Source organism: Amycolatopsis jejuensis, assembly GCF_000717335.1.
GTDB classification, from domain to species: domain Bacteria; phylum Actinomycetota; class Actinomycetes; order Mycobacteriales; family Pseudonocardiaceae; genus Amycolatopsis; species Amycolatopsis jejuensis.
In genome coordinates this window covers 13,142-36,495 of record NZ_JNYZ01000039.1, presented here as the reverse complement: position 1 = coordinate 36,495, position 23,354 = coordinate 13,142, and the positions used below count along the sequence as shown (strand labels likewise).

At 68.1% G+C, this 23,354-nt stretch carries 20 protein-coding genes; 11 read left to right on the top strand and 9 right to left on the bottom strand.

Annotated features, from left to right (window positions below; translation table 11 throughout):
* Positions 1-55 precede the first annotated feature (55 nt).
* Entirely contained in the window at positions 56-1,489 is a 1,434-nt protein-coding gene (locus tag OO71_RS38800) for a PucR family transcriptional regulator (protein ID WP_033295035.1), read from the top strand.
* On the opposite strand, the gene OO71_RS38795 is transcribed toward OO71_RS38800, so the two are convergent.
* Positions 1,467-2,207 (bottom strand): cache domain-containing protein, encoded by a 741-nt coding sequence (locus OO71_RS38795; protein ID WP_033295139.1) that lies wholly within the window; start codon positions 2,205-2,207, stop codon positions 1,467-1,469. The two genes, OO71_RS38800 and OO71_RS38795, sit on opposite strands and share 23 nt — an antisense overlap.
* Before the next feature lie 32 nt (positions 2,208-2,239).
* The gene (locus OO71_RS38790) at positions 2,240-2,983 is read right to left on the bottom strand and encodes a FadR/GntR family transcriptional regulator (RefSeq protein WP_033295034.1); all 744 of its coding nucleotides are present in this window, start codon (positions 2,981-2,983) and stop codon (positions 2,240-2,242) included.
* Positions 2,984-3,096: 113 nt separating this feature from the next.
* Here OO71_RS38790 and OO71_RS38785 point away from each other — a divergent pair, with 113 nt between their 5' ends.
* The 5 genes from OO71_RS38785 to OO71_RS38765 all read left to right on the top strand — a co-directional run bounded on the left by OO71_RS38785 (position 3,097) and on the right by OO71_RS38765 (position 8,764).
* Positions 3,097-4,518 carry a gamma-aminobutyraldehyde dehydrogenase gene (locus OO71_RS38785; RefSeq protein ID WP_033295033.1) on the top strand — a complete coding sequence of 474 codons (1,422 nt, stop codon included), beginning with the start codon at positions 3,097-3,099 and terminating at the stop codon, positions 4,516-4,518.
* Positions 4,519-4,551: 33 nt separating this feature from the next.
* The gene (locus OO71_RS38780) at positions 4,552-5,628 is read left to right on the top strand and encodes an ABC transporter ATP-binding protein (RefSeq protein WP_033295032.1); all 1,077 of its coding nucleotides are present in this window, start codon (positions 4,552-4,554) and stop codon (positions 5,626-5,628) included.
* A 26-nt stretch (positions 5,629-5,654) separates the two neighbouring features.
* Positions 5,655-6,863 (top strand): ABC transporter substrate-binding protein, encoded by a 1,209-nt coding sequence (locus tag OO71_RS38775; RefSeq protein WP_033295031.1) that lies wholly within the window; start codon positions 5,655-5,657, stop codon positions 6,861-6,863.
* A gap of 200 nt (positions 6,864-7,063) precedes the next feature.
* Entirely contained in the window at positions 7,064-7,945 is an 882-nt protein-coding gene (locus OO71_RS38770; protein WP_033295030.1) for an ABC transporter permease, read from the top strand.
* A gap of 15 nt (positions 7,946-7,960) precedes the next feature.
* Positions 7,961-8,764 carry an ABC transporter permease gene (locus tag OO71_RS38765; protein WP_425388738.1) on the top strand — a complete coding sequence of 268 codons (804 nt, stop codon included), beginning with the start codon at positions 7,961-7,963 and terminating at the stop codon, positions 8,762-8,764.
* Between the two features lie 37 nt (positions 8,765-8,801).
* Here the strand turns inward: OO71_RS38765 and pip are convergent, their stop codons facing one another.
* Both pip and OO71_RS38755 read right to left on the bottom strand, forming a co-directional pair.
* On the bottom strand, positions 8,802-9,767 hold the full coding sequence (pip, locus tag OO71_RS38760) for a prolyl aminopeptidase (protein ID WP_033295028.1): 966 nt from the start codon (positions 9,765-9,767) through the stop codon (positions 8,802-8,804).
* Positions 9,768-9,839: 72 nt separating this feature from the next.
* Positions 9,840-10,814 carry a right-handed parallel beta-helix repeat-containing protein gene (locus OO71_RS38755; RefSeq protein ID WP_033295027.1) on the bottom strand — a complete coding sequence of 325 codons (975 nt, stop codon included), beginning with the start codon at positions 10,812-10,814 and terminating at the stop codon, positions 9,840-9,842.
* Positions 10,815-10,996: 182 nt separating this feature from the next.
* Between OO71_RS38755 and OO71_RS38750 the strand changes: the two genes are divergently transcribed.
* Both OO71_RS38750 and OO71_RS38745 read left to right on the top strand, forming a co-directional pair.
* Entirely contained in the window at positions 10,997-11,923 is a 927-nt protein-coding gene (locus tag OO71_RS38750; RefSeq protein WP_033295026.1) for an undecaprenyl-diphosphate phosphatase, read from the top strand.
* Between the two features lie 43 nt (positions 11,924-11,966).
* Entirely contained in the window at positions 11,967-12,884 is a 918-nt protein-coding gene (locus OO71_RS38745; protein ID WP_245633915.1) for a cytochrome c oxidase assembly protein, read from the top strand.
* Between the two features lie 32 nt (positions 12,885-12,916).
* On the opposite strand, the gene panB is transcribed toward OO71_RS38745, so the two are convergent.
* On the bottom strand, positions 12,917-13,798 hold the full coding sequence (gene panB, locus OO71_RS38740; RefSeq protein ID WP_033295025.1) for a 3-methyl-2-oxobutanoate hydroxymethyltransferase: 882 nt from the start codon (positions 13,796-13,798) through the stop codon (positions 12,917-12,919).
* Positions 13,799-14,055: 257 nt separating this feature from the next.
* On the opposite strand from panB, the gene lysX reads away from it, so the two are divergent.
* The 3 genes from lysX to OO71_RS38725 all read left to right on the top strand — a co-directional run bounded on the left by lysX (position 14,056) and on the right by OO71_RS38725 (position 19,669).
* On the top strand, positions 14,056-17,379 hold the full coding sequence (gene lysX, locus OO71_RS38735) for a bifunctional lysylphosphatidylglycerol synthetase/lysine--tRNA ligase LysX (RefSeq protein WP_033295024.1): 3,324 nt from the start codon (positions 14,056-14,058) through the stop codon (positions 17,377-17,379).
* 1,089 nt (positions 17,380-18,468) lie between these two features.
* Complete coding sequence (locus tag OO71_RS38730; RefSeq protein WP_063740171.1) at positions 18,469-19,080, top strand: hypothetical protein; 612 nt, start codon at positions 18,469-18,471, stop codon at positions 19,078-19,080.
* A gap of 7 nt (positions 19,081-19,087) precedes the next feature.
* Positions 19,088-19,669, top strand: a complete 582-nt coding sequence (locus OO71_RS38725) for a DinB family protein (RefSeq protein WP_033295023.1) — start codon at positions 19,088-19,090, stop codon at positions 19,667-19,669.
* 837 nt (positions 19,670-20,506) lie between these two features.
* Here OO71_RS38725 and OO71_RS38720 read toward each other — a convergent pair.
* From OO71_RS38720 to OO71_RS38705, 4 genes are all read right to left on the bottom strand, one after another.
* Positions 20,507-21,304, bottom strand: coding sequence for a class I SAM-dependent methyltransferase (locus OO71_RS38720; RefSeq protein ID WP_033295022.1), 798 nt, complete (start codon positions 21,302-21,304; stop codon positions 20,507-20,509).
* A complete protein-coding gene (locus OO71_RS38715) occupies positions 21,304-21,927 on the bottom strand; it encodes a DUF2249 domain-containing protein (RefSeq protein ID WP_051792817.1) in 624 nt (207 codons plus the stop codon). The genes OO71_RS38720 and OO71_RS38715 overlap by 1 nt, the downstream gene beginning before the upstream one ends.
* 66 nt (positions 21,928-21,993) lie before the next feature.
* Positions 21,994-22,458 (bottom strand): hypothetical protein, encoded by a 465-nt coding sequence (locus tag OO71_RS38710; protein WP_033295021.1) that lies wholly within the window; start codon positions 22,456-22,458, stop codon positions 21,994-21,996.
* Between the two features lie 103 nt (positions 22,459-22,561).
* The gene (locus OO71_RS38705) at positions 22,562-23,095 is read right to left on the bottom strand and encodes a methylated-DNA--[protein]-cysteine S-methyltransferase (RefSeq protein ID WP_033295020.1); all 534 of its coding nucleotides are present in this window, start codon (positions 23,093-23,095) and stop codon (positions 22,562-22,564) included.
* Between the last annotated feature and the right edge of the window lie 259 nt (positions 23,096-23,354).

Here is a 23,354-nt window from a genome sequence, read left to right as displayed (position 1 = left end):
GCGAGCAGACGTCAGCTGGCCGTTTTGGCCAAGTTATCCTCTACAATTGGCCGTTATGGCACTGACCCTGCGCGCGCTCGCTGCGGAACCGGCGCTCGGCCTGCGCGTGGTCGCCGGGGCGGCCGGGCTCGACCGTCAGATCGGCTGGGTGCACCCCACCGAGCTCACCGACCCGCAGCCGTTCCTCGAAGGCGGAGAACTGCTGCTCACCACGGGTCTGGCCCTCGACGACGCGACCGCTGCGGCGTACCTGCGGCGGCTCGTGGACGCGGACGTCGCCGGGCTCGGCTTCGGCGTCGGCCTGAGCCACGAGCAGGTGCCGGACGCGTTGGTGGCGGCGGCCGACGAGGTCGGATTCCCGGTGCTGGAGGTGTCGCGGCGGACGCCGTTCATCGCGATCACGCGCGCGGTGTCACGGGCGGTCGCCGCCGAGGAGTACGCCGCAACGGTGCGAATCGGCCGCGCGCAACAGGAGCTGACCCGCACGGCGGTCGGCCGCAGCGGCGCCGGGGGAGTGGTCCGTCGGCTCGCGCGTCTCATCGACGGCTGGGTAATCCTGTACGACTCCGCTGGGCGGGTCCGTGAGGCTGCCCCGGCAAAGGCGCGCGCGATCGACCTGGACGTGACCACCCTCCGCGCGGGCACGCGCGTGATCTCCCATGGCGACGACGAGGTCGTCTTGCAGACCCTGCATACCCGCGGCGCGCTGGCAGTCGGGACCACGGAACCGTTGGACAGCACCGGACGGCACATCGTGAACACCGCCGTCTCACTGCTTTCCCTTGCGCTGGAACAAGATCGAGCGCAGCGGACGGCACAGTCGCGGTTGCGTACGGGCGTGCTCGAACTCCTCGCGGCCGGGCAGGAGGATCTGGCGCGAGAGGTCGTCCCGGAAATTCCGCAGAACGCGTACGCCGTGCTGGCGATAACAGGATCCAAGGCAGCCAGGAATGCACTGTACGAACGGCTGGAAAACGCGACGGGACAAGTGTTTGCGGCGCATCGCGAAGACAAACTGATCGTGCTGGCTGAAGACGATCATATCACCGCCACGGTCGCCGAAGCCAGTGAATTCCACTGTGGACTGTCGACCGCCGCCGAGTTCCCCACCGCACTGAGGCAAGCGGAAGAAGCAGCCGAGGCCGCCCGAGCCCAGCGTATCCCGCTGCTGCGCTACGCCGACCACGCCGGAGCGGGACTCCTCAGCCTCCTGGAACCCCAAGCAGCACAAGCATTTTCCGAACAACTACTGGCCCCGATCCGCGAGTTCGACCGGACCGGGCGCGGCAACCTGGAGGTATCACTGCATTCCTGGCTCGAACACCACGGCCACTGGGACCTCGCTGCGACCAAGCTCGGCGTACACCGGCACACGCTCCGCAACCGGATCACCAAGGCCGCCGAACTCCTCGGCCGCGACCTCGAAGCCCCCGGCGTACGCGCTGAACTGTGGTTCGCCCTCCAGCTCAAGCAGTCACCAGCAAGGTGATCGGCGAATCCCCGCACCGCCGCAGCGTCGTGCCGCCCGGCGTCGTGTACGGCTCCGCGCCGGAAGCCCACCAAGCCGGTACGTCGACCTCGCGCACGAGCGACCCCGTCGCCTGCCGCACGCTGTTCGACACGATCACCCGCCCCTGCGCGTTGAGCAACGCCGCCGTCCGGCCCAAAGAACGCAGCCGGCGACTCACCGTGCGCTCGAACTCGCGGACATACACGTCTGCACCAACGACTCCGGCGAATTCCTCACCGCGCGTGACGGGCACGGTGAAGGTGAGCGTGTACTCGTCGGTGCAGAGATAGTCGACGTACGGCCCGTTGATGTGCCGCCGTCCGCTGTCGCGCGGCACGGTGAACCACGATTGCCGCGTGTAGTCCAGGAAATTCGGGCTCGCCGGGTCGAGGCTGATGAAGAGCTGCTCAGGCGTGTCGTCCTCGCTGAGGCAGGACGTCCACCACTCGAGACCGAATTCCTGGTCGGCCAGCACGTTCGGTGCACTCACGAACCCGGCGCCGACCACGAGGCCGCCGAGCGCCTCGATGACCTGCGGCCGGATGGAGTGCAGGGCTTCGGCGGTGGAGCCGTCCGGCTCGGCGAGCAGCGCTTCGGCGGCGGCCAGAACCGGTTTCAGGCGCGCGAAAATCTCCTCGACGAGGGCGGATACCTGGGTCACGACCTCTTCGCCGGTCAGCGCGCGGGTGTCGGGCACGATGCTCACCTCGTGATGCGGGTCATCGGAGCTTACGGCGTTTCGAGGGTCAAGTGCAGATCCGCGAGCCGGTCGAGCGCACCGAGGATGTGGTCTTCGGTCAGGGCACGCGCCCGATCGCCGTCGGCCGCGGCGATCGCGGTGACGATCGCCTGGTGTTCAGCGTAGGACGCGCGGCACGACTCCTCGTCGCCGAGGGGCACCCACAGCAGGACGCCGTATTCGCCCTGCAGCTGGACTTCCTGGTTGGTGAGCCGCGGCGACTGCGCGGCCGCCGCCACCTCGAGGTGGAAGTGCCGCTCCGCGCGGGTCGCCTCGGGACCGGTTACGCCGAGCAGGTCTTCCGCCGTGAGCCGCAGCCGTTCGAGATCTTCGGGCGTACTGCGTTCGGCGGCGAGTTTCGCGGCGGAACCGGCGACAGCGAGGTAGTGGTCGCCGAAGTCGCGCAGGTCCGCCATCGACACCAGCCGCAGGCGTTCGGCCCACGAGCTGGCGGCCGGCCATGCCGGGGTACGCACGAAGCTGCCGCCACCGCGGCCCCGGCGCGTTTCGACCAGACCCTGCTGGCGCAACACGGCGAGCGCCTCGCGCACCGTGACGGTGGAGACGCGGAACTGCGCGGCCAGTTCCGCTTCGCTCGGCAGCTGCTCGGCGTCGTCGAGCAGACCGAGCGTGATGGCGTCGAGCAGCCGCGCGGCGACCGCCTCGGCGCGCCCCACTTGGTCCAGTGGGGCGAACATCGCCAGGCGCGCGCTGTTCGACATCTCCTTGCGCATCGTTGGTCCACCCGTCTCGGCAAGCAATGGGGTCAATCCTGCCCCAGGGCCTTGTCATTTGAAATATGGAGTTATATGTTTCATCCTGCCACGGAGAGTCAGGAGGCGCACGCGTGCAGGAACTGAGGGATTTCGTCGGCGGGAAGTACGTCGACTCGCTGTCGGGAAAGGTCTCGGAGATCGTCGATCCGGTCACCGGACGGCCGTACTGCACCGCGCCGGTCGGTGGCGCCGAGGACGTCGACCGTGCGCTGAAGGTCGCCGCGGAAGCGTTCGAAAGCTGGCGCGAGACCACCCCGGCGCAGCGGCAGCTCGCGTTGCTCAAGATCGCCGACGCGCTCGAGGCACGCGGTGAGGAGATCATCCGCGTCGAGTCGCAGGACACCGGGAAGCCGTTCGCGCTGACCATGTCGGAGGAACTGCCCCCGGCGGTCGACCAGGTGCGCTTCTTCGCCGGTGCCGCGCGCGTGCTCGAAGGCCGCGCGGCCGGCGAGTACATGGAAGGCCACACGTCGTTCGTCCGGCGCGAGCCGGTGGGGGTCTGTGCGCAGGTCACGCCGTGGAACTACCCGCTGATGATGGCGATCTGGAAGATCGCACCCGCACTCGCGGCAGGTAACACGATCGTGCTCAAGCCGTCGGACACCACGCCCGCGTCCACGTTGCTGCTCGCCGAGATTTGCGGCGAGTTCCTGCCTGCGGGCGTGCTCAACGTGATCTGCGGCGACCGCGACACCGGCCGCGCGTTGGTGGAGCACGAAACCCCGGCGATGGTGTCGATCACCGGCTCGGTGCGCGCCGGGATCGAGGTCGCCGGTTCGGCCGCGCACGACGTCAAGCGCGTGCACCTCGAGCTCGGCGGCAAGGCGCCGGTGATCGTGTTCCCGGACGCCGACCTCGATGCCGCCGCCGAAGCCATTGCCGCGGCTGGGTATTTCAACGCCGGTCAGGATTGCACTGCCGCCACTCGCGTGCTGGTACACGAGGACGTGCACGACACGTTCGTCAACGCGCTCACCCAGCAGGCCGAGGCGAACAAGACGGGCCGCCCGGACGATGAGGATGTCGCGTACGGTCCGCTCAACAACGCTGCACAGCTGGAAAAAGTGGCCGGTTTCGTCGACCGGCTGCCCGCGCATGCGACTGTCCACTGTGGAGGACGACGGTCCGGCGACGAGGGCTACTTCTACGAGGCCACCGTGGTTTCCGGCGTCCGGCAGGACGACGAGATCACCCAGAACGAGGTGTTCGGCCCGGTGATCACAGTGCAGCGGTTCACTGGCGAGGACGAGGTACTGAAGGCAGCCAACGGGGTGCCGTACGGCCTCGCGTCGTCGGTGTGGACCAAGGACCACCAGCGCGCCATGCGCGTGTCGGCGAAGCTCGACTTCGGCTGCGTGTGGATCAACACGCACATCCCGCTCGTGGCCGAGATGCCGCACGGCGGGTTCAAGAAGTCCGGCTACGGCAAGGATCTCTCGCTGTACGGCCTCGAGGACTACACGCGGGTCAAGCACGTGATGAGTGCGCTGTAGCGAGTGGTGACCGGATCCATGGGAAGGCCCGTCATGCCCCATCAAGCCCCCGCCGAGACCCGGCCGCCCGGCCCGAGCCTGCCCGGCGGCCAGCCGGCGATCCGGCTCACCGGCCTGGAAAAGCACTTCGACAAGGTGCGTGCCGTGGACGGGGTCGACCTCGACATCCCGCCCGGCGAGTTCTTCTCGATGCTCGGCCCGTCCGGCTCCGGGAAGACCACCGTGCTGCGCATGATCGCCGGGTTCGAGCTGCCCACGTCGGGCACCATCGAGCTCGACGGCCAGGACGTCAGCCAGCTCGCGCCGTTCGACCGTGACGTGAACACGGTTTTCCAGGACTACGCGCTCTTCCCGCACATGTCGGTGCAGCAGAACGTGGAGTACGGGCTGCGGGTGAAGCGGGTACCGAAGGCCGAACGTCGCGAGCGCGCAACGGAAGCGCTTCGCACGGTACGGCTGGAGGAATACGGCGACCGCAAGCCGACCCAGCTGTCCGGCGGGCAGCGGCAACGCGTAGCACTTGCGCGCGCGTTGGTGAATAGGCCGAAAGTGTTGTTGCTCGACGAACCTCTCGGCGCGCTCGATCTCAAGCTGCGCCAGACGATGCAGGTGGAGCTCAAGCAGATCCAGCGCGAGGTCGGCATCACCTTCGTCTTCGTCACGCACGACCAGGACGAGGCGCTGACCATGAGCGACCGGATCGCGGTGTTCAACGCGGGCAAGATCGAACAGGTCGGCACGCCGATCGAGGTGTACGAGAGACCGGCGAGCGCGTTCGTCGCCGGTTTCGTCGGCACGTCCAACCTGCTCAGCGGGCGTAGCGCGGAGGCGGTGATCGGCAAGCCGGGCGTGTACAGCATCCGGCCCGAGAAGATCCGCATCGACGGCGATCTCGCGTCGCCCGCGGGTCCCGGCGAGACATCCGCGACGGGTTCGGTGACGGATGTCGTGTATGCCGGGTCGACAGTGCGCTACGCTGTCGCGCTCGATGCCGGGGGCCAATTGTCCGTTGTCCGCCAGAACACCAGCGAACCGACCGAGTTCGCCGACGGTCGCGTCCGCCTGCGCTGGCGCCGCGAACACAGTTTCCGGGTCCCCGAAGCCGGCTAGTTCCTCACGGGAAGGTTTCTCTCGCTATGAAGAACAGGAAGACGCTGCTCGCAGGTGTGTGCGGCGTGAGCCTCCTGCTCGCTGCCTGTGGCACCTCGGGCTCCGACTCGAAGACCGGGTCGGCGCCGGGAGCACAAGGTTTCACGCCGCCGAAGCTCGCCGCGCTGACGCAGCTCGGCCAGCCGGAAGGCCAGCTCAACGTGCTCGCGTGGCCCGGTTACGCGGAGAACGGCTCGAACGACCCGAAGGTCAACTGGGTCACGCCGTTCGAGCAGCAGACCGGCTGCAAGGTGAACGTGAAGCCGTTCGGTACCTCCGACGAGGCCGTCACGCTCATGAAAACCGGCCAGTACGACGTGGTTTCGGCGTCCGGCGACGCGTCGCTGCGATTGGTCGCATCGGGTGACGTCGAGCCGGTGAACACCGCGCTGGTGCCGAACTACAACGACATCTACCCGTTCCTGAAGAACAAGTCGTGGAACAGCGTCAACAACGTCTCCTACGGCATTCCGCACGGCTGGGGCGCGAACGTGCTGACCTGGCGCACCGACAAGGTGACGCCGGAGCCGAAGTCGTGGTCTCCGATGTTCGACCAGAACTCGCCCTACAAGGGCAAGGTGATCGCGTACGACTCGCCGATCTACATCGCCGACGCCGCGCTGTACCTGATGGCGCACCAGCCTGACCTGGGGATCAAGAACCCGTACGCGCTGGACGACAAGCAGTTCAACGCCGCGGTGGACCTGCTCAAGAAGCAGCGTCCGCTGGTCGGGGAGTACTGGTCGGACTACCTCAAGGAAACGCAGTCGCTGAAGAGCGGCGACGGCGTGATCGGCACCGCGTGGCAGGTCACGGTAAACCTCGCCAAGAGCGAGGGCGCACCGCTGCAGGCCGCCGTGCCGAGCGAGGGGGCCACCGGCTGGTCGGACACGTGGATGGTCGCCGCGAAGTCGCAGCACAAGACCTGCGCGTACAAGTGGATGGACTACATCGTGAGCCCGAAGGCGAACGCCCAGGTCGCCGAGTACTTCGGCGAGGCTCCGGCGAACTCCAAGGCCTGCGCGGAGTTCAAGGACAAGTCGTTGTGCGACACCTACCACGCCAACGACGCCGCGTACGCCGCGAAGATCCAGTACTGGACGACGCCGATCCCGCAGTGCCTCGACGGCCGCACGGACGTCAAGTGCAAGGACTACGGCGACTGGACTCGCGCCTGGACCGAGATCAAGGGCTGACCTTCGCCCGCCGGGACCACCCCAATGTGGCATTGGGTGCATGTGACGCACCCAATGTGGCGTTCGTTGCGTGGGACGCACCCAATGTGGCGTTCGTTGCGTGGGATGCACCCAATGTGGCGTTCGTTGCATCTGACGCACCCAATGCCACATTGGGGTGCTCCCCGGCTTCGCCCATATTCACTCGAAAGTGTTACGACATGACTGCCGTGAGCCCGCCGAGCCACCGCGTCTCGGCCTTCTTCCACCGCAAACCCCGGCTGCGCCTCGGCATCCTGCTCTCCGCTCCGATGCTCTGGCTCGGCCTCGCCTATCTCGGCGCGCTCGCCGCCCTTTTCGTGACGGCCTTCTGGTCCACCGACGTCTTCACCGGCCAGGTGGTCACCGACTGGTCGTTCGGCAACTTCGTCACTCTCTTCAGTGATTCGGTGTACCGCACGATCACGTTCCGCACGGTCGGGATCGCGTTGCTGGTCACCGTGATCGACGCGGTGATCGCGTTCCCGATGGCGTTCGCGATGGCCAAGCTCGCCTCGCCGCGCGCGCAACGGATCCTCGTGATCATGGTGATGACGCCGCTGTGGGCGAGCTACCTGGTGAAGGCCTACGCGTGGCGGACCATGTTGTCCGGCAACGGGGTGATCAACTGGCTGCTGGACCCGTTCGGCCTGTCCGGACCTGGGTACGGCGTCGCGGCGACCGTGATCACGCTGTCGTATCTCTGGCTGCCGTACATGATCCTGCCAATTTATGCGGGTCTCGAACGGCTTCCGGCTTCCCTGGTGGACGCGTCCGGCGACCTCGGCGCGAAGTCGTTCCGCACCTTCCGCTCGGTGATCCTGCCGCTCACTTTCCCGGCGATCGTCGCGGGGTCGATCTTCACGTTTTCGCTGTCGCTGGGCGATTACATCGCGGTGAAGATCGTCGGCGGTACTTCGCAGATGCTCGGAAACGTGGTGTACGACAACATCGGCGCGGCCAACAACCTGCCGTTCGCCGCGACGGTCGCCACGGTGCCGGTCGTGATCATGCTCGTCTACCTGGCCGCGGTGCGCCGCACCGGCGCGCTGGACAACCTCTAGGAGACCGCCGTGCGGATGTCGAAAGCCGCCCGGGTGCTGCTGTGGACCGCGCTCGGCGCCGGATTCGCGGTGATTTACTTCCCGCTGCTGGTGGTGTTGCTGAACTCGGTCAATGCCGACACGACGTTCGGCTGGCCGCCCAAGAGCTTCACCCTCGAGTGGTGGGGCCGCGCGATCACCAACGAAGGCGCGCTGCACGCGTTGTGGACGAGCGTCGTCGCCGGCCTCTCGGCGACCGTGATTGCGTTGGTACTGGGCACGATGGCTGCGTTTGCGTTGCAGAAGTACCGGTTCTTCGGGCGGAATTCGTTGTCGTTGCTGATCGTGCTGCCGATTGCGCTGCCGGGCATCGTGACGGGTATTGCGCTGAACAACGCCTTCCGTACCATTTTGGGTATCGACCTTGGCTTGATGACGGCGATCATCGCGCACGCGACGTTTTGTATCGTGGTGGTGTTCAACAACGTCGTCGCTCGCTTGCGCCGGATGGGCGGGAACCTGGAAGAGGCGTCGATGGACCTGGGCGCCGACGGTGCGACGACCTTCCGCCTGGTCACCTTCCCGATGCTGCGTTCGGCTCTGCTGGCCGGTGGGCTGCTGGCGTTCGCGCTGTCGTTCGACGAGATCATCGTGACCACGTTCACCCTCGGCACGGGCATGGAAACCCTGCCGATCTGGATCTACAACAACCTGTTCCGCCCGAACCAGGCCCCGGTGGTCAACGTGGTGGCGGCAGTGCTGATCGTGGTGTCGACGGTGCCGGTGTATCTGGCCCAACGCCTTTCCGGCGGCGACAGCTCAAGCGGCGGGCGGATCTAGCTAGCCGCCCAAGTCCGTGAAGGGAACCATCACGGAATCAGAGTCCGTGATGGTTCCCTTCACGGACTTCACGCCGGAACGAATCCGTCGCCTCCCGGAGGGCCGTCAGAATTCCCGGGTCGGTTACCGCATGTCCGGCGCCTTCGATCAGCCGCAGCGTGGAACCCGGCCACGCCCGGTGCAGCTCGTAAGCCGTGGCAGGCGGGCAAACGGCGTCGTACCGGCCCTGCACCAGCACCCCCGGGATACCGGCCAGCCGTGCGGCATCCCGGATCAGCTGGCCCTCCTCCAGCCAAGCGCCATGCCGGAAATAATGTACCGCAAGCCGCGCGAACGTCAGCGCGAACTCCGGATTCGCGTACTGATGAACGAAAGCCTCCTGTGGCAGCAGCGCCACCGTCGCGCCTTCCCAGACACTCCACGCAATCGCCGCGCGTTCGCGTACCGCCCGATCGGGGGAGTGCAGCAACGCAGCGTACCCGGCAAGCGGGTCGACCCCAGAATCCAGCGGGGCCAGGAAGGCTTCCCACTCAAGGGGAAACAGATTCGCCGCCCCGCCGCGGTAAAGCCAGTCGAGCTCCCGCTGCCGCACCGTGAAAACCCCGCGCAGTACAAGTTCCGACACCCGCTCGGGGTGCGTTTCAGCATAGGCGAGAGCGAGCGTCGAGCCCCAGGAACCACCGAACAACTGCCAGCGTTCGACATTCAACCGTTCCCGCAGCAGTTCCATGTCGGACACCAAGTGCCACAACGTATTCTCCGCCAGCCCCGCGCGTGGCGTGCTCCGCCCGGAACCACGCTGGTCGAACAAGATGATCCGATACGCGTCAGGGTCGAAGTGCCGCCGGGTCATCGGCGCGATCCCGCTGCCCGGCCCGCCGTGCAGCACCACGACCGGTTTCCCGTCCGGGTTTCCGGCTTCCTGACAGTAGATCCGGTGCCCGTCGCCGACGTCCAGCATGCCGTCGGCCCGCACCGGGGCCGGCGGGTAGAGCTCGTCCATACCGGACACTTTACGAGAGAAAGGGGACCCGCCCCCGCCGCCGGGCTGGGCGGGTCCCCGTCCGTGATCGCGTCAGCAGCCGGGTGTGGCGGCCACGTTCGCGAAACCCTTCCCGGCGGCAGTCACCGTGTTGCTCGCGCAGACCTTGTTCCCGGTGGCCTGCTTGACCACGTAGAACCCGTAGGCCGAGGGCGCCTGCACGTCCGCGGTGTTGCCGGCGAAGGTGTTGTCCCGGCCCCAGCCGTCCACCTGCACGTGGACCTCGAACGCGCCATACATGGCGTCGTGCACGAAAACCCGGCGCCCCTTGTTGCCGGTGATCAGGTAGCCGTTGCCCTTCACGTCGACCCAGCTGTCGGCGTAGTTCTCGCCGCTCTGCCCGGTGCCGTCGAAGGTGTTGCCGCGCAGTTCGCCGCCGGTGGTGCCTTCCTTGATGTCGACGGACTCCGCGCGCACGTCCGGCCCGATCTCGTTGCCGATCGCCTTGTTGCGGTCGCTGTGGTCGGGCTGCCCGCCGGGCCAGTTGCTCTTGGCCGAGCCGAAGTAGATGCCCTCGCCGTAGCCGCCGTATTCCTTGCCGGTGTCGGAAATCTCGGAGTTCTGCACGACGTTGTCACTGCTGCCGTGCTGGAAGTGGATGCCCTCGTGCCCGACGCCGGTGACCTTGAGCCCGTCGACCAGCGTGTGGTTCACCCCGAGTGCCATCAGGCCTTTCTGCCCGCCGGTGATGGTGAATCCGGACAACGTCCAGTAGCTGCCGGTGAGCTCCACCGTCCGCCCGCCGGACGCCTTCACCACCGCACTACGCGGCCCGGTGAGCGTGATCCGACTGGAGGCGGTCCCGTTGGCGGCCGCCTGGAAATTCCCGGTGTACGTCGTATTCGCGGCCAGTTCGATCGTGGTGCCGGGCTTCGCCGAGGCGAGCGCCGTCTTCAGTTCGGCGGAAGTCTTGACCGGGACAGTCCCGGCGGACGCCGCGGGTGTGGCCAGCGCGAGCAGGGTCACGGCTCCGGCAGTCGCTGCCAGAACCCGATCGCGGACACGCATTCCAACCCTCCTTCTCCCAGGTTCCGGATGCGGCGTGGCGCTCACGCTAAGCCATCGAGAGAACACTGGTCAAGTACATGACTGATGTTCATGGATGTGAACAGCCCTGCTTGCCCGGAGTTAACCCGGGTCTCGGTAGCTTGCCCGGGGAATGCCCGAACCGATGCGAGAAAGGCCCGGGAATGTCCGCGGTCAGCTATCTTGAGTCCATTGTGGTCGGTGCACTGCAAGGGGTGTCGGAATTGTTTCCGGTGTCCAGTCTCGGGCACAGTGTGCTGTTACCCGCGCTCGTCGGCGGAAGCTGGGCGCGGGACCTGAGCATCGGAAAAGGCTCGCCGTATCTTGCGGTGCTCGTGGCCATGCACGTGGCCACCGCGCTCGCCTTGGTGCTCTTCTTCCGGCGCGACTGGGTGCGCATTGTCAAAGGCTTCTGGACGTCCATCCGGTACCGCGAGGTCCGCAATGCCGACCAGCGCCTCGCGTGGCTGCTGATCCTCGCGACGATCCCGGTCGGCATCGCGGGACTGCTCCTGGAAAGCCTGCTGCGCGACTTCCTCGGCAAGCCCGTCCCGTCGGCGATTTTCCTCGCGCTCAACGGCGGCGTGCTCTACGCCGCCGAGCGATTCTCCCGGCGCCGTCGCCAGGGGGAAGAGGACACCGTCGACTTCAGCACGGAAGACACGCTCGTGATGCGTGCGGTGACGGTCGAGGAGGCCACCGACGTGAGGCTGTCGAAGCTGAGCGTGAAGGAGGCTGTCCTCATCGGTTCGGCACAGATTCTCGCGCTGCTGCCCGGGATCAGCCGCTCCGGCGTCACGATGGTCGCCGGGCTGCGCCGCGGGCTCGACCACGAGGACGCCGCCCGTTTTGCCTGGCTGCTGGCGACCCCGGTGATCCTCGCCGCGGGCGCGCTCAAGATGCCGACGCTTTTCACGCCGGAGAACAGCGCGTCGCTCGGCCCGGCGCTCGCCGGAAGTGTCGTCGCATTCGTGGCTTCGTACATTTCTGTCCGTTTTCTGATGAAATACTTCGAAACGCGCACCTTGACCCCGTTCGCCATTTATTGCGTGCTCGCCGGAATCGGCAGCCTCATCGTGTTCGCCTGGTGAGGGTCGCCGAGATGCGCAATTCCGCTGGGTGCACACTGAATTCGTGCCGCCTGTGCCGCCGCTGAGCGGATCGACGTTCTTCACCGCCTGGACCCTCGACCTCCCGGCCGTGCTGATCGCGCTCGCCCTCGGCATCGGGTACGTCGCCGCCGCGCGCGGACAGCAGTGGGCACCCGGCCGCACGACGGCGTTTCTCTCCGGCCTGGCCGCTCTTGTGGTCGTCACCTGCTCGTTCCTCGGGGTCTACGACACGACCCTGTTCTGGGTCCGGGCCACGCAGAACACCGTGCTGCTGATGGTGACCCCGCTGCTGCTCGCGCTCGGCGCGCCGGTCACGTTGCTGATGCGCACCGCGCCGCCGCGCCTCGCCGGATGGTTGAAAAGGCACGGGCGTGGTCCGATCGCGCAGTTCCTCACCTTCCCGCTGTCGGTCACCGTGGTGCTCGTCGCGCCGTTCCTGGTTCTGTACCTGACGCCGCTGTACGGCCTGTCGCTCGAATCGGCCGTGGCCGGCGGGCTCGTGCGCGTGATGCTGGTGCTCGCCGGATTCCTGTACTTCTACAGCCGCCTGCAGCTCGACCCGACGCCGCGGGCAGGATCGCATCTGGTGTCGATGTGGATTTCACTCACCGAGGTGGTGTTCGACGGCGCGCTCGGCTTGGTGCTGTGGCTCGGTCCGCTGCTCGCGCCCGCGCACTACGATGCGGTGCACCGCACTTGGGGACCGGACCGGCGGACCGACCAGATCATCGGCGCAGGCGTGCTGTGGATCGGCGGCGACGTCGCCGGCCTGCCGTTCGTGGGTGCGTTGTTCATCCGCTGGGCCCGCGACGACGAGAAACGGGCAAAGCGCCTCGACCGCGTCCTCGACGAGGAAGCCGCGGCGGGCGACGCACCGGGGAAAGGGCTGTGGTGGGAGAACGACCCGGAGCTGGCAGAGCGGTTCCGCCGGTCTCCGTGAGTGCCGGTTTCACCCGGCACTCACGAGACCGGTCAGTGGAACGCGTGCTCCGGCGCGGGGAACTCGCCCCGCCGGACGTCCTCGGCGAACGCCGCCGCGGCGCCCTGCAGCACGCCCGCGACATCGGCGTAGCGCTTCACGAACCGCGGCGCCTTGCCCCGGCGCAACCCGGCCATGTCCTGCCACACCAGCACCTGGGCGTCGCAGTCCGGACCGGCGCCGATGCCGACCGTCGGGATCTTCAGCTCGTGCGTGACCCGCTTCGCCGCTTCGGCGGGCACCATCTCCATCACGACCGCGAAGGCACCGGCTTCCTGCAGGGCGAGCGCGTCGGCGAGCAGCTCCTCGGCCGCTTCGCCGCGTCCCTGCACCCGGTACCCACCGAGGTTGTGCTCACTCTGCGGGGTGAACCCGATGTGGCCCATGACCGGGATCCCGGCCGAGGTGAGCGCTTCGACGTGCGCCGCGAACCGGCGTCCGCCTTCGAGCTTCACCGCGTGCGCCCGGCCCTCCTTCATGAACCGCACGGACGTGGCCAGCGCCTGTTCCGGGGACAGCTGGTACGAGCCGAACGGCAGGTCAGCGACCACGAGCGCGCGCTTCGTCGCCCGCGTGACCGCGCGGACCAGCGGAAGCAGCTCCTCGACCGTGACCGGCAACGACGTGTCGTAGCCGAACACGTTGTTGGCCGCGGAGTCGCCGACCAGCAGCACGGGGATGCCTGCCTCGTCGAAAAGCTCGGCGGAGTACATGTCGTAGGTGGTGAGCATCGGCCACGGCTCGCCGCGTTCCTTGAGCTCACGCAGGTGATGGATGCGGACCTTCCGCGCGGGTGGCGCCTGGGCGGGAGTGCCGGGGCCGTTGCCGTATGGGGCGGCCACTTCACCGGAAGATCCGGCATTTCGGGCAGACATCGTCGTCGACCGTCCTTCCCTCGAGGCCTCGCAGAGGTCCCCGGGTCGTGGAATCAGTACCGAACACAGCGTGACACGCAGGCGGTGGCGTCCCAAGGTCGTGCGACCAGCTTCACACGCCAGGGGTGTGACAACCGTTCTGCCGTCTGTGACGTCTTGGTAGGCATCGGGCCGGAATGCGCCCGATGGTAAGAAAGCCCGGACCCCGCCCCGCCACCACCCTCAACGGAGCGGCTGCGCCGCGCAGGAAGGATCCGATGGGAACGCCAGTTAGCGCCCGAGTGCGCATCCCAGGCTGGAAGGCCCGAGCAGGCGGACTCGTCGCCACGGTCGTTCAGCTGGCGGCCGTCTTCTCGGTCGTCCTGCTGCTCGCCGGGGGCAGGCACGGACGCCTGCTGAACGGCGTCGACATGGCGTTCTCCGTGCTGAACGTGCCCACCAGCGCGAGCCTGGTGATCGTCCTGTGCATGGTGGTGCTCGGGGCGGCGCTGCGGCGGCGGAAGAAAGCCGCGCTGTACGTGCTGGTGCTGTTCCAGGTCGGCGGCCTGGTGACCACGCTGACGCTGCAGGCGTTGCTGCTGTGGGCGCCCGACCTGCTCACCCTCAGTGCCCGGCAGATCCGGCACATCCCGATCCAGGTCGGCGCGCTGGCGGTCGCGGATGTGCTGTCGATCCTGCTGATCTGGTTCCTGCTGACGCTGCGTCCGGCGTTCCCGGCGAGGCTGGCGCCGGGCGCTTGGTGGAACGGGCTGTCGGTGTTGTTCGGTGGCTTGCTCGCGGTGGTCGTGGTCGGCTGGGGGCTCACCGAAGTGTTCCCCGGCGGGCTCGGCGACGCGTGGGAGCGCTTCGCCTGGGTGCTCAACCACGCCACGGGCGAGAACGTGCAGCTGCGGCGCATCGGCGTCGGCGAGGGACCCGCGTGGCTCGACGTGGTGCTCGACCTCGGCGCGACATTCGTCGTCACGGCTGCCCTGTACACGCTCTTCCGCGGCGTACGCAGCCGTCGCATTCGGACCGACGACGAAGAGCTGCAGCTGCGGCGGCTCATCGCGGAGTACGGCGAGGACGATTCTCTCGGCTACTTCGCAACGCGTCGTGACAAGAGCGTCGTCTTCTCGCCGAACGGGCGCGCTGCGGTCACGTACCGCGTGCTCGGCGGCACGAGCGTGGCGAGCGCGGACCCGATCGGCGACCCGGATGCGTGGCCGGACGCGGTGCGGGCCTGGCTCGACGAAACGCGGTCGTACGGCTGGACACCCGGCGTGCTCGGGGCGAGCGAACAGGGCGCGAAAGTGTACGCGGCGGCGGGGTTGCGCGCGCTGGAGATCGGCGACGAGGCCGTGCTGGACGTCCGCGAGTTCTCGCTCACCGGTCCGGAGCGGAAGTCCGTGCGGCAGGCGGTGAAACGGATCGAGCGGGCCGGGTACACGGCGCAGGTCCGGCGGCACAGCGAGATCCCCGAGGCGGAAATGGCGCAGCTGCTCGCCCGCGCGCAGCAGTGGCGGGGTGCGGAGTCCGAGCGCGGCTTCTCGATGGCGCTCGGCAGGCTCGGCGATCCGAGTGACGGCCGCAGCGTGATGGTCGAGGCGTATGACATCCGGGGTGAGCTGCGTGGTCTGCTGTCGTTCGTGCCGTGGGGACGGCGCGGGCTGTCGCTCGACCTGATGCGCCGTGACCGGGATGCCGAAAACGGGCTCAACGAGTTCATGGTCGCGGAGGTCGTCGCGGCGGCACAGCACGTTGGTGCACAACGGATTTCGCTGAACTTCGCGATGTTCCGGGCGGTTTTCTCCGAGGGGGAGCGGATCGGCGCGGGTCCCGTGCTGCGTGCGTGGCGGTCGGTGCTGGGGCTGGCGTCGCGGTTCTTCCAGCTGGAGTCGCTGTACCGGTCGAATGCCAAGTACGGCCCGGAATGGCATCCGCGGTTCCTCTGCTACTCCTCGGCGCGGCGCCTGCCGCGGGTCGGCATCGTCGCTGGTGCGCTGGAGGGTTTCGTGCCCACCGGACGCGCGCGGGCGCTGCGGCTGGAGACCGTGGGGGACGAGTTCGTCGCGGAGGTCCGCCGGATCGACGAGGAAGCCGCGAAGGTGGCGCCGCGGGCGAAACGGCGTCCGGAACAGGTCCGCGTGCGAGTGGCCAAAGTGGACAAACTGCGCGAGCTCGGGGTGGACCCGTATCCCGTTGGTTTCTCCAGGGAAGACCTGCTTGGCGACGTCGTCCGCACGTTTTCCGGGCTGGAACCCGATTCGCACACCGGAAAGCGCGTGCGGGTGGCCGGTCGGGTACTCGCGCTGCGCACCCTCGGCGGGCTGTGTTTCGCGCGGATCAAGGACTTCTCCGGCGAACTTCAGCTGATGCTCGACGCGAAGGTCCTCGACCTTTCCGGCTGGCGCACCGGCGTCGACCTCGGCGACCACGTCGGCGTGAGCGGCGAGGTGATCACGTCGAGGCGCGGTGAGCTGTCTGTACTCGTCGACGAGTGGACGGTCACCGCGAAGTGCCTGCACCCGTTGCCGGACAAGCGAAAGGGCCTCACCGACCCGGAGACGCGCGTACGGCAGCGGTACCTCGACCTCGCGGTCAACCCGGACTCGGCGCAGATGCTGCGGCTGCGGTCCACTGTGGTCCGCGCAGTACGGGAGCGGTTGCACCAGGGCGACTACCTCGAGGTCGAAACGCCCATGCTGCAAACCGTGCACGGCGGAGCGAACGCGCGGCCGTTCGTCACGCACATCAACGCGTACGACATGCGGATGTACCTGAGGATCGCGCCGGAGCTGTACCTGAAACGGCTGTGCGTCGCGGGCGTGGAGCGGGTGTTCGAGCTGAACCGGAACTTCCGCAACGAAGGCGTGGACGCCACGCACAACCCGGAATTCACGATGCTCGAGGCGTACCAGGCGTACGCGGACTACAACTCCATGCGCAACCTTACGCGCGAGCTGGTGCAGTACGCCGCCGAAGCCGCGTACGGCGCACAGATCGTCCGCCGCCACGACGCCGACGGCCGCCCAATCGAACACGACATCTCCGGCGACTGGCCCGTGATCCCCGTCCACACAGCAGTATCAACGGCCCTGGGCGAGGAAATCGACTCGAGCACTTCCGTTGCCACCCTGCGAAAACTGTGCGCTGCCGCGGGGGTCCCGGTGCCGGAGGAAGCCGGACACGGCGACCTGGTACTGAAGGCACACGAGCATCTGGTCGAGGGCTCGACGGTCCAGCCGACGTTCTACACCGACTACCCGACGGACGTTTCCCCGCTGACCCGCCAGCACCGGGTAGACCCGCTACTGGCCGAACGCTGGGACCTGATCGCGTTCGGCTCGGAGGTAGGTACGGCGTACACGGAGCTGACGGACCCCATCGAACAGCGCCGCCGCCTGGAAGCCCAGTCCCTGCGCGCCGCAAGCGGGGACGTGGAAGCAATGGAACTGGACGAGGACTTCCTGCTGGCGCTGGAACACGGCATGCCCCCGACCGGCGGATTGGGGCTGGGAATCGACCGGTTGCTGATGATGCTGAGCGGGTCGTCCATTCGGCAGACGGTGCTTTTTCCGTTCGTCCGTCCGCAGGGGTGAGTCTTTTCTGCCGGTTTGGCGCCTTGGAAGTTGGGCGGCAGTTTGACGGCTTGGCAGGTTGACGGCTTGGCAGGTTGTCGGAGAGCTGACGTCCCGCCCGTCCTCGGGGGCGACCTTCGCTTTGCCGACCTGCCTGCCATCCTGCGCGCCCGGCTTCTCGGTGACCCTCGCCTGTCTGCCCTGGGTGACCTTTCGCTTGCCAGCCCACGTGCCCGGCTCCTCGGTGACCCTCGCCTGTCTGCTCTGAGTGACGTCCGCCTGTCTCCAAGCCGGGTGACGTTCGCCTGCGAGCCCGGTGACCCCCGCCTGTCTCCGAGCCAGGCGACCTTCGCCCGCGCCCCCGCGACCCTCACCTGCCCGCCCCGGGCGACCTCCACCTGCCAGCGAACCAGCCTGCCAGCTAAGGCGACCTTCGTCTGCGTGCCCGGCTGCCCGGAGGCCCCAGCGCTCCTCGTCCGCTCGCCCGTCCGCGAACCCGCGAGCCCGGCGGCTTGAGTGACTTCCGACCTTCCGTCCACCCCTCCGCCTGCCCTCCCACGTCGCGGGTTGGCACAACCGCTCGGCCAGCCCGCCAGCCCGCCAGCCCGCCAGCTCGCCAGCTCGCCGCAGGCCGCCAGCCTGCCGCAGGCCGCCAGTCCGTAGCCCCGGCCACCCCATCACCCCATCACCCCGCCAGCCCGCCGAAGGCCGCGAGGCCGCGAGGCCGCGAGGCCCGCCCCACGCCACCAGGCTCTGCCAGTTCGGTGAGCCCCGCCCCACTCCAGCAGGCCGCCAGGCCCGGCATTCCGCCAGCCCGCCAGCCCACAGAGCAACCCCCCATCCGCCAGCCGACTCGTTCGCCCCTCCCACCCCGCCCACCCCTCCCACCCCACCGCCCCTCACTTGCCAGACCCGCACGAGCACCGACAACGGGGCCCGACCTAGCCCACTGCCAGCCTCCCCACCCCCAAGCTCGGACCCCGCCTTCTCACCCCCTGGGACGCTCCGGTGCGTGAAGGGCCGGTAGCTGCCGGTGTCCGGATCTTCCGATAAGTCACGGGTGTGACACCATCCGGTACTCCGTCGCACGGATTCGCTTAGGGTGGGCAAGTGCGTGCTGCGCGGCTGACTGCGATCGTCCTGATCGGACTCGGTGTGGTCGGCTATTCCGCGTGGCTGCTGGAGTTCTTCATACCGACGGAGGTCTCGCCGCTCGACCAGCCCGCCTCGGACCTGCTGCACGCACAGCCCGTCTTCCGGATCGTGACCAGCCTCGCCGGGCTCGCCTTCCTCCTCGCCGGACCGCCCCTGATGCGGCTCGCGCCGGTGCACTGGACGGGCCGCCTCACCGCGGTGGCCGTCTCGACGTTCGGGATCGTGCTGATCGTCCACGCGGGCGTCCCCGAGACCGTCGTGACCCCGGTGCTGCTGAACGTGATCTTCGTGATCGGAGCAGGGAGCCTCGTGCTGTGGTGGCCGCCGGGCTGGCGCGCGTGGGCCGTCGGCGGGCTCGTGACCGTGCTGGTGGCGTGGGTGCTCGTCCTGGTGTCGTCCATGGTCGGGCACCTGGACGGCCTGTTCAGCCGAGTGCAGCTCGCGGTGCACGCGCTGGAGTTCGCCCTCGGCGGGGCGTACGTCGTGCAGATGCCCCTTACTTCGAGCGGAGGCCGGAAATTGTCGGTGCCGGGTGAGATGCTGCGAAGCAACATCGACCCGAAGTGAGGACACCATGGCAGGCAACGTTCCCCCGATCCCCGACGAGCGCTCCGGACTTCTCGGTTTCCTCGCCCAGCAGCGCGAAGCCGTCAAGATCGCCGCATACGGCCTCACCGACGACCAGGCCCGCGCAGTGCCGAGTGCAAGCGAACTGAGCGTCGGCGGGCTGGTGAAACACGTGTCGTTCACCGAGAGCGGGTGGATCGACCTGGTGCTGCGCATCCCGCCGAAGCCGTTCATGGAAAGCATGGCCAGCTACCAGGAGAACTACCGCCTTGGCCCAGACGAGACGCTGACCTCGGCCTTCGAAGCGTACGACCGCGTGGCCGCCCGCACCGCGGAGGTCATCGCGGGTATCGAGGACCTGAACCAGGAAGTCCCGGTCCCCCAGGACGTCCCGTGGTACCCGGACGACGTCAAGGCCTGGTCGGTCCGCTGGGTCCTCCTGCACCTCATCGAGGAAACCGCAAGGCACGCCGGCCATGCCGACATAGTCCGCGAATCCATCGACGGCGCCACGGCCATGCCCCTGATGGCAGCAGCAGAAGGCTGGCCGGAGACGGACTGGCTGAAGCCCTGGAAACCAGCCGTGTGAGCCGAGGTCCGCGCTGACCGCCGCGGGCGGCGCGTTGGTTGGGGTTGCCGGTGGGGGAGGAGGCAGATTCCGGTAAGCCGCGCTCGGCTGGGTGTGCCCGACGGTCAGGGCCGTTGCACCGGAGTCCGGTACGTGGCACCGGGTGCGGTACACGGCGGGTTGGTGTACCGGCTGTCCGTGCGATGGGTCGCTGCTGCCGGGCTCGTTGGCAATCGGCCAAGTCGATGGCCCGATGACTGGTGGTCGGTGGTCGGTTTGTCCTGAGCCGACGGGTCGGTCCGAAATCAGCGGTGCCATCGCCAGCCCCGACTCGCCCACCAGCCCTGCCCGGTCCCGCTCGGCCCGGCCTGCCCCGCCCGGCCTGCCCCCTCCGGTTGCGTCCTGCCCCGCTCGGCCCTGCCCGGTCGCGTCCTGCCTGGCTCGGCCCGGCCGGCCGCGCCCGGTCGCGTCCTGCCTGGCCCGGCGTGCCCCGCCCGGTCGCGTCCTGCCCCGCTCGGCCCGCCCGGTCGCGTCCGGCTGCGTCCTGCCTGGCCCGTCCGGTTGCGTCCTGACTGGCCCGGCCTGCCCCGTCCGGTTGCGTCCTGACTGGCCCGGCCTGCCCCGTCCGGTTGCGTCCTGACTGGCTCGGCCCCGCTCGGCCCCGCCCGGTCGCGTCCTGACTGGCTCGGCCCCCGCCGTGCCCAGTTCTGCCCCGTCCGGTCCGGTCCGGTTCAGCCCCATGCGCAGCCTGGCCGGTCGCGCTGGATTCGGCCTAGCCCCGCTCGGCGCGGCCCGGTCCCGCGGTAACCAGGACCCCTGGTGACAGCTGTGCGAATCGCCCATCGCCCGGGCGGCGGGTCACCCCTCCGGTTTGTGCGCGACAAGCGCGACCGCCATGAGATGCGCCCGGTGGGTGCGGAACGTCTTGCGCATGGCCAAGACCCGCTTCCGCGCGGGTGGGTGCGCGAGCAGGTTGGCCGCGAAGCGCGTGGCTCCGCGGAGGCCCTCGTCGGCGATCAGGCGGCCGGGTTGCAGTAACGCCATTGGTGCGGTCTCGATGTGGTCGACCACCAACCCGTGTTCGGTCAGCAGTTCCGTCCACTCTGCTGACGTCAGCGGGCGGGCGTTGACCTTCACCGTGTGGGCCAGCGCCTGGCGCACATCCGACTTGATCTCGTCGGTGAGGGTGTCCGGGGTCAGGCCCAGTTCGTGGATTGCGTACCGGCCGCCGGGGCGCAGTAGCCGGACGGCCTCCTCGACGATGGCCGCCTTGCCTCGGTCGCTTTGCAGCGTGAGCAGGGCTTCGCCGAGGACGACGTCTGCGCTGGCGTCCGGCAGGCCCGTCCGGGCGGCCTCGGCGGTGCGGACGTCACCCCACTTCTGCACGATCGGCCGGACCCTTCGCGCGGCCTCCGCATCCCGGTCGACCCCGTGGTAGGAACGCGGCTCGCGGGCCACGACCTCCGCTGCGGTCCAGCCGCGGCCGGGGGCCAGTTCGACGACGTCGGCGCCGGTCAGTGATGTCCGGTCCAGCAATGCGTGGGTCAGTTCGATGCCGCCGGGGCGCAGCACTTGCTTTCCGAGATGGGCCAGCAGCCAATGCCCGTGCACGTTTTCACCGGCCCGGTGGGCGAACGACAGCCGCCCGGCGCTCATCAGCGTGCCTTGGCTCGGCTGGTGTCCAGCACCAGTGCCTGCCGACGCTGATGCACAGTGAGATAACGCAATCCGCTGTCCCCGGCGAGAAATGCGCGCTGCGAACGGCGCGGCAGCCACAGCAGTACCCCCGGCGTCAGGTCGATCGTGCTGCGTTCGGTGACGAGGTTTCCGTTGCCGGCGAGCACGTGGACGAGCACGTCGAGATCCGGCCCGGCATGGGTGTCGATCGTGCCGTTCGGGGGGAGTGCCACGATGTTGGAGTCGAGATCCCGTTCCCGCGCTTCGAGCTTCCACACCGCGCCGGTCGCATCGGTGGTCGCCGGAGCGAGGTCGGACGTGTCGGCCAGCATCCTCGGCAGCGGCGTCGTGGCGAGCTTGGTGATCTTGATCCGCCAGTCGCGCACCTCCCGGTTGACGTACTCCCACCCGAAACTGCCCGCGTGATCGGCTTCGAACTCGTCGTGCAGATGTTTCGGGTCATGGTCGTTGACCAGGACGAACGCTTCACCCACGCCGAGTTTGGCGTACGTGGCGAAGATCGTGGGGTGCTTGTCGGGCTTGCGCATTCCCCGTACGTCCAGCTCGCCGGTCTCGTCGACGTTCGTGGCTTCGGAGGTCATCGAGGCGTCCTCAATTCAATTTTAACCAATGAGTTCATATAAACGATACCGTACCGCGGCAGCCGGTCAGGTAGCGAGGAATGCGCCCATCACCACGAGGGCGACGCTGAGTGCACCGAGTGCCGCACGCAGGCTCCCGGCCGTTCGGGCACCGCGGCGCACTTGTTCGCTCAATCGTCGGTCGCCGGAGGTGGAGAGCAGACGGAGCTGGCTCATGCGCCGGGCTTGGACCACGGCAATTCCGAAGGTCGTCACGAGCACCGCCGCCACGATGACTGTTGCCACCAGCAATCCGTCCCAGCTGCGATCACGTAACAAGACTCCGCCGTCAACCAGCGCGATGACCAAAGCAGGACAGCCGACCCGCAGGTACGCTCGACCCAGTGACCGGAAGAACGCGACCCGGGTGGCCGCATCGAGAGTGGCCGACGCCACCCGTGCGACCACGGCGATCGCAACGTAGCCGCCGACCCAGATGCTGGTCGCGAGAATCAATACGCTGAGCAGGGCTGCGTCACCGGGGTTTGTCATCGGCTTCGCTCGTGGGTGACCGTCACGCGTAGCTGCATCTTCGTCCTCCCGGCTCTTTTATACAAGTATGACTCGTACAAAATAGCCGGGCCGGGATGGTGGGTCAGAACAACGTCGGCTCCTCGGGGAACGCTCCTTCGATCACGAGCATCTTCCGCTTCGTCTCGACGCCGCCCGGCGCCGAGAAGCCACCGGTCTTGTTGCCTGCCCCCAGGACGCGATGGCACGGCACGATGATCGGGAACGGGTTGTTCCCCATCGCCTGCCCGACCGCCTGCGCCGACCCCGGCACGCCGAGCTCATGGGCGATGTCGCCGTACGTCAGGGTTTTACCAGGCGGAATGGCACGCGCGACGTCGTATGCGCGACGGTTGAACTCGGGTACGTCGCGAAAATCCAGCGGTGCATCGCGCAAGTCACGCGCTTCGCCCGACAGCAGCGCTACGACGTCCTCCACGACCACACGCAACTCCTCCGGCGCCGGAGACTCCACCGCACCGGGGAACCGAGCCGCCAGATGCGCGCGCGTCCGATCGGGAGTTCGGCCCGGCAACGCAGTCCCCACCACTGCACCGTCCCGCCAGACAAGGCCGCACGCCCCGATGGGAGTGTCGAACACCGTGAACGCAACCGTCATGACGCCAGCGTACGACCCGCCACCGACAGAAACCGGCGAGAAAACGACACGACCCTGACCGGTTCGGGTACACGAACTGCCGACGTTCCCGCCGACCCAGCCAGAGCCTGGACATCGCCCTCTCGATCGCTATCCCCGCCTCGAAGCGAGCCGGGCTATGGTCCCAGCTTCCTCAGCGGCGCTGCGGCACCCGGCTGCACCCCTGCCGGACTTGGAAACGCGAACCGGCGACGCATTACCGCGGCTTCATCGCGCCTTG

Coding starts and splice junctions, on each gene's coding strand:
- OO71_RS38800 (WP_033295035.1), top strand. CDS start 56: ATGGCACTGACCCTGCGCGCGCTCGCTGCGGAACCGGCGCTCGGCCTG.
- OO71_RS38790 (WP_033295034.1), bottom strand. CDS start 2,983: ATGCGCAAGGAGATGTCGAACAGCGCGCGCCTGGCGATGTTCGCCCCA.
- OO71_RS38780 (WP_033295032.1), top strand. CDS start 4,552: ATGCCCCATCAAGCCCCCGCCGAGACCCGGCCGCCCGGCCCGAGCCTG.
- OO71_RS38775 (WP_033295031.1), top strand. CDS start 5,655: ATGAAGAACAGGAAGACGCTGCTCGCAGGTGTGTGCGGCGTGAGCCTC.
- OO71_RS38770 (WP_033295030.1), top strand. CDS start 7,064: ATGACTGCCGTGAGCCCGCCGAGCCACCGCGTCTCGGCCTTCTTCCAC.
- OO71_RS38765 (WP_425388738.1), top strand. CDS start 7,961: ATGTCGAAAGCCGCCCGGGTGCTGCTGTGGACCGCGCTCGGCGCCGGA.
- pip (WP_033295028.1), bottom strand. CDS start 9,767: ATGGACGAGCTCTACCCGCCGGCCCCGGTGCGGGCCGACGGCATGCTG.
- OO71_RS38755 (WP_033295027.1), bottom strand. CDS start 10,814: ATGCGTGTCCGCGATCGGGTTCTGGCAGCGACTGCCGGAGCCGTGACC.
- OO71_RS38750 (WP_033295026.1), top strand. CDS start 10,997: ATGTCCGCGGTCAGCTATCTTGAGTCCATTGTGGTCGGTGCACTGCAA.
- panB (WP_033295025.1), bottom strand. CDS start 13,798: ATGTCTGCCCGAAATGCCGGATCTTCCGGTGAAGTGGCCGCCCCATAC.
- lysX (WP_033295024.1), top strand. CDS start 14,056: ATGGGAACGCCAGTTAGCGCCCGAGTGCGCATCCCAGGCTGGAAGGCC.
- OO71_RS38725 (WP_033295023.1), top strand. CDS start 19,088: ATGGCAGGCAACGTTCCCCCGATCCCCGACGAGCGCTCCGGACTTCTC.
- OO71_RS38720 (WP_033295022.1), bottom strand. CDS start 21,304: ATGAGCGCCGGGCGGCTGTCGTTCGCCCACCGGGCCGGTGAAAACGTG.
- OO71_RS38715 (WP_051792817.1), bottom strand. CDS start 21,927: ATGACCTCCGAAGCCACGAACGTCGACGAGACCGGCGAGCTGGACGTA.
- OO71_RS38710 (WP_033295021.1), bottom strand. CDS start 22,458: ATGACAAACCCCGGTGACGCAGCCCTGCTCAGCGTATTGATTCTCGCG.
- OO71_RS38705 (WP_033295020.1), bottom strand. CDS start 23,095: ATGACGGTTGCGTTCACGGTGTTCGACACTCCCATCGGGGCGTGCGGC.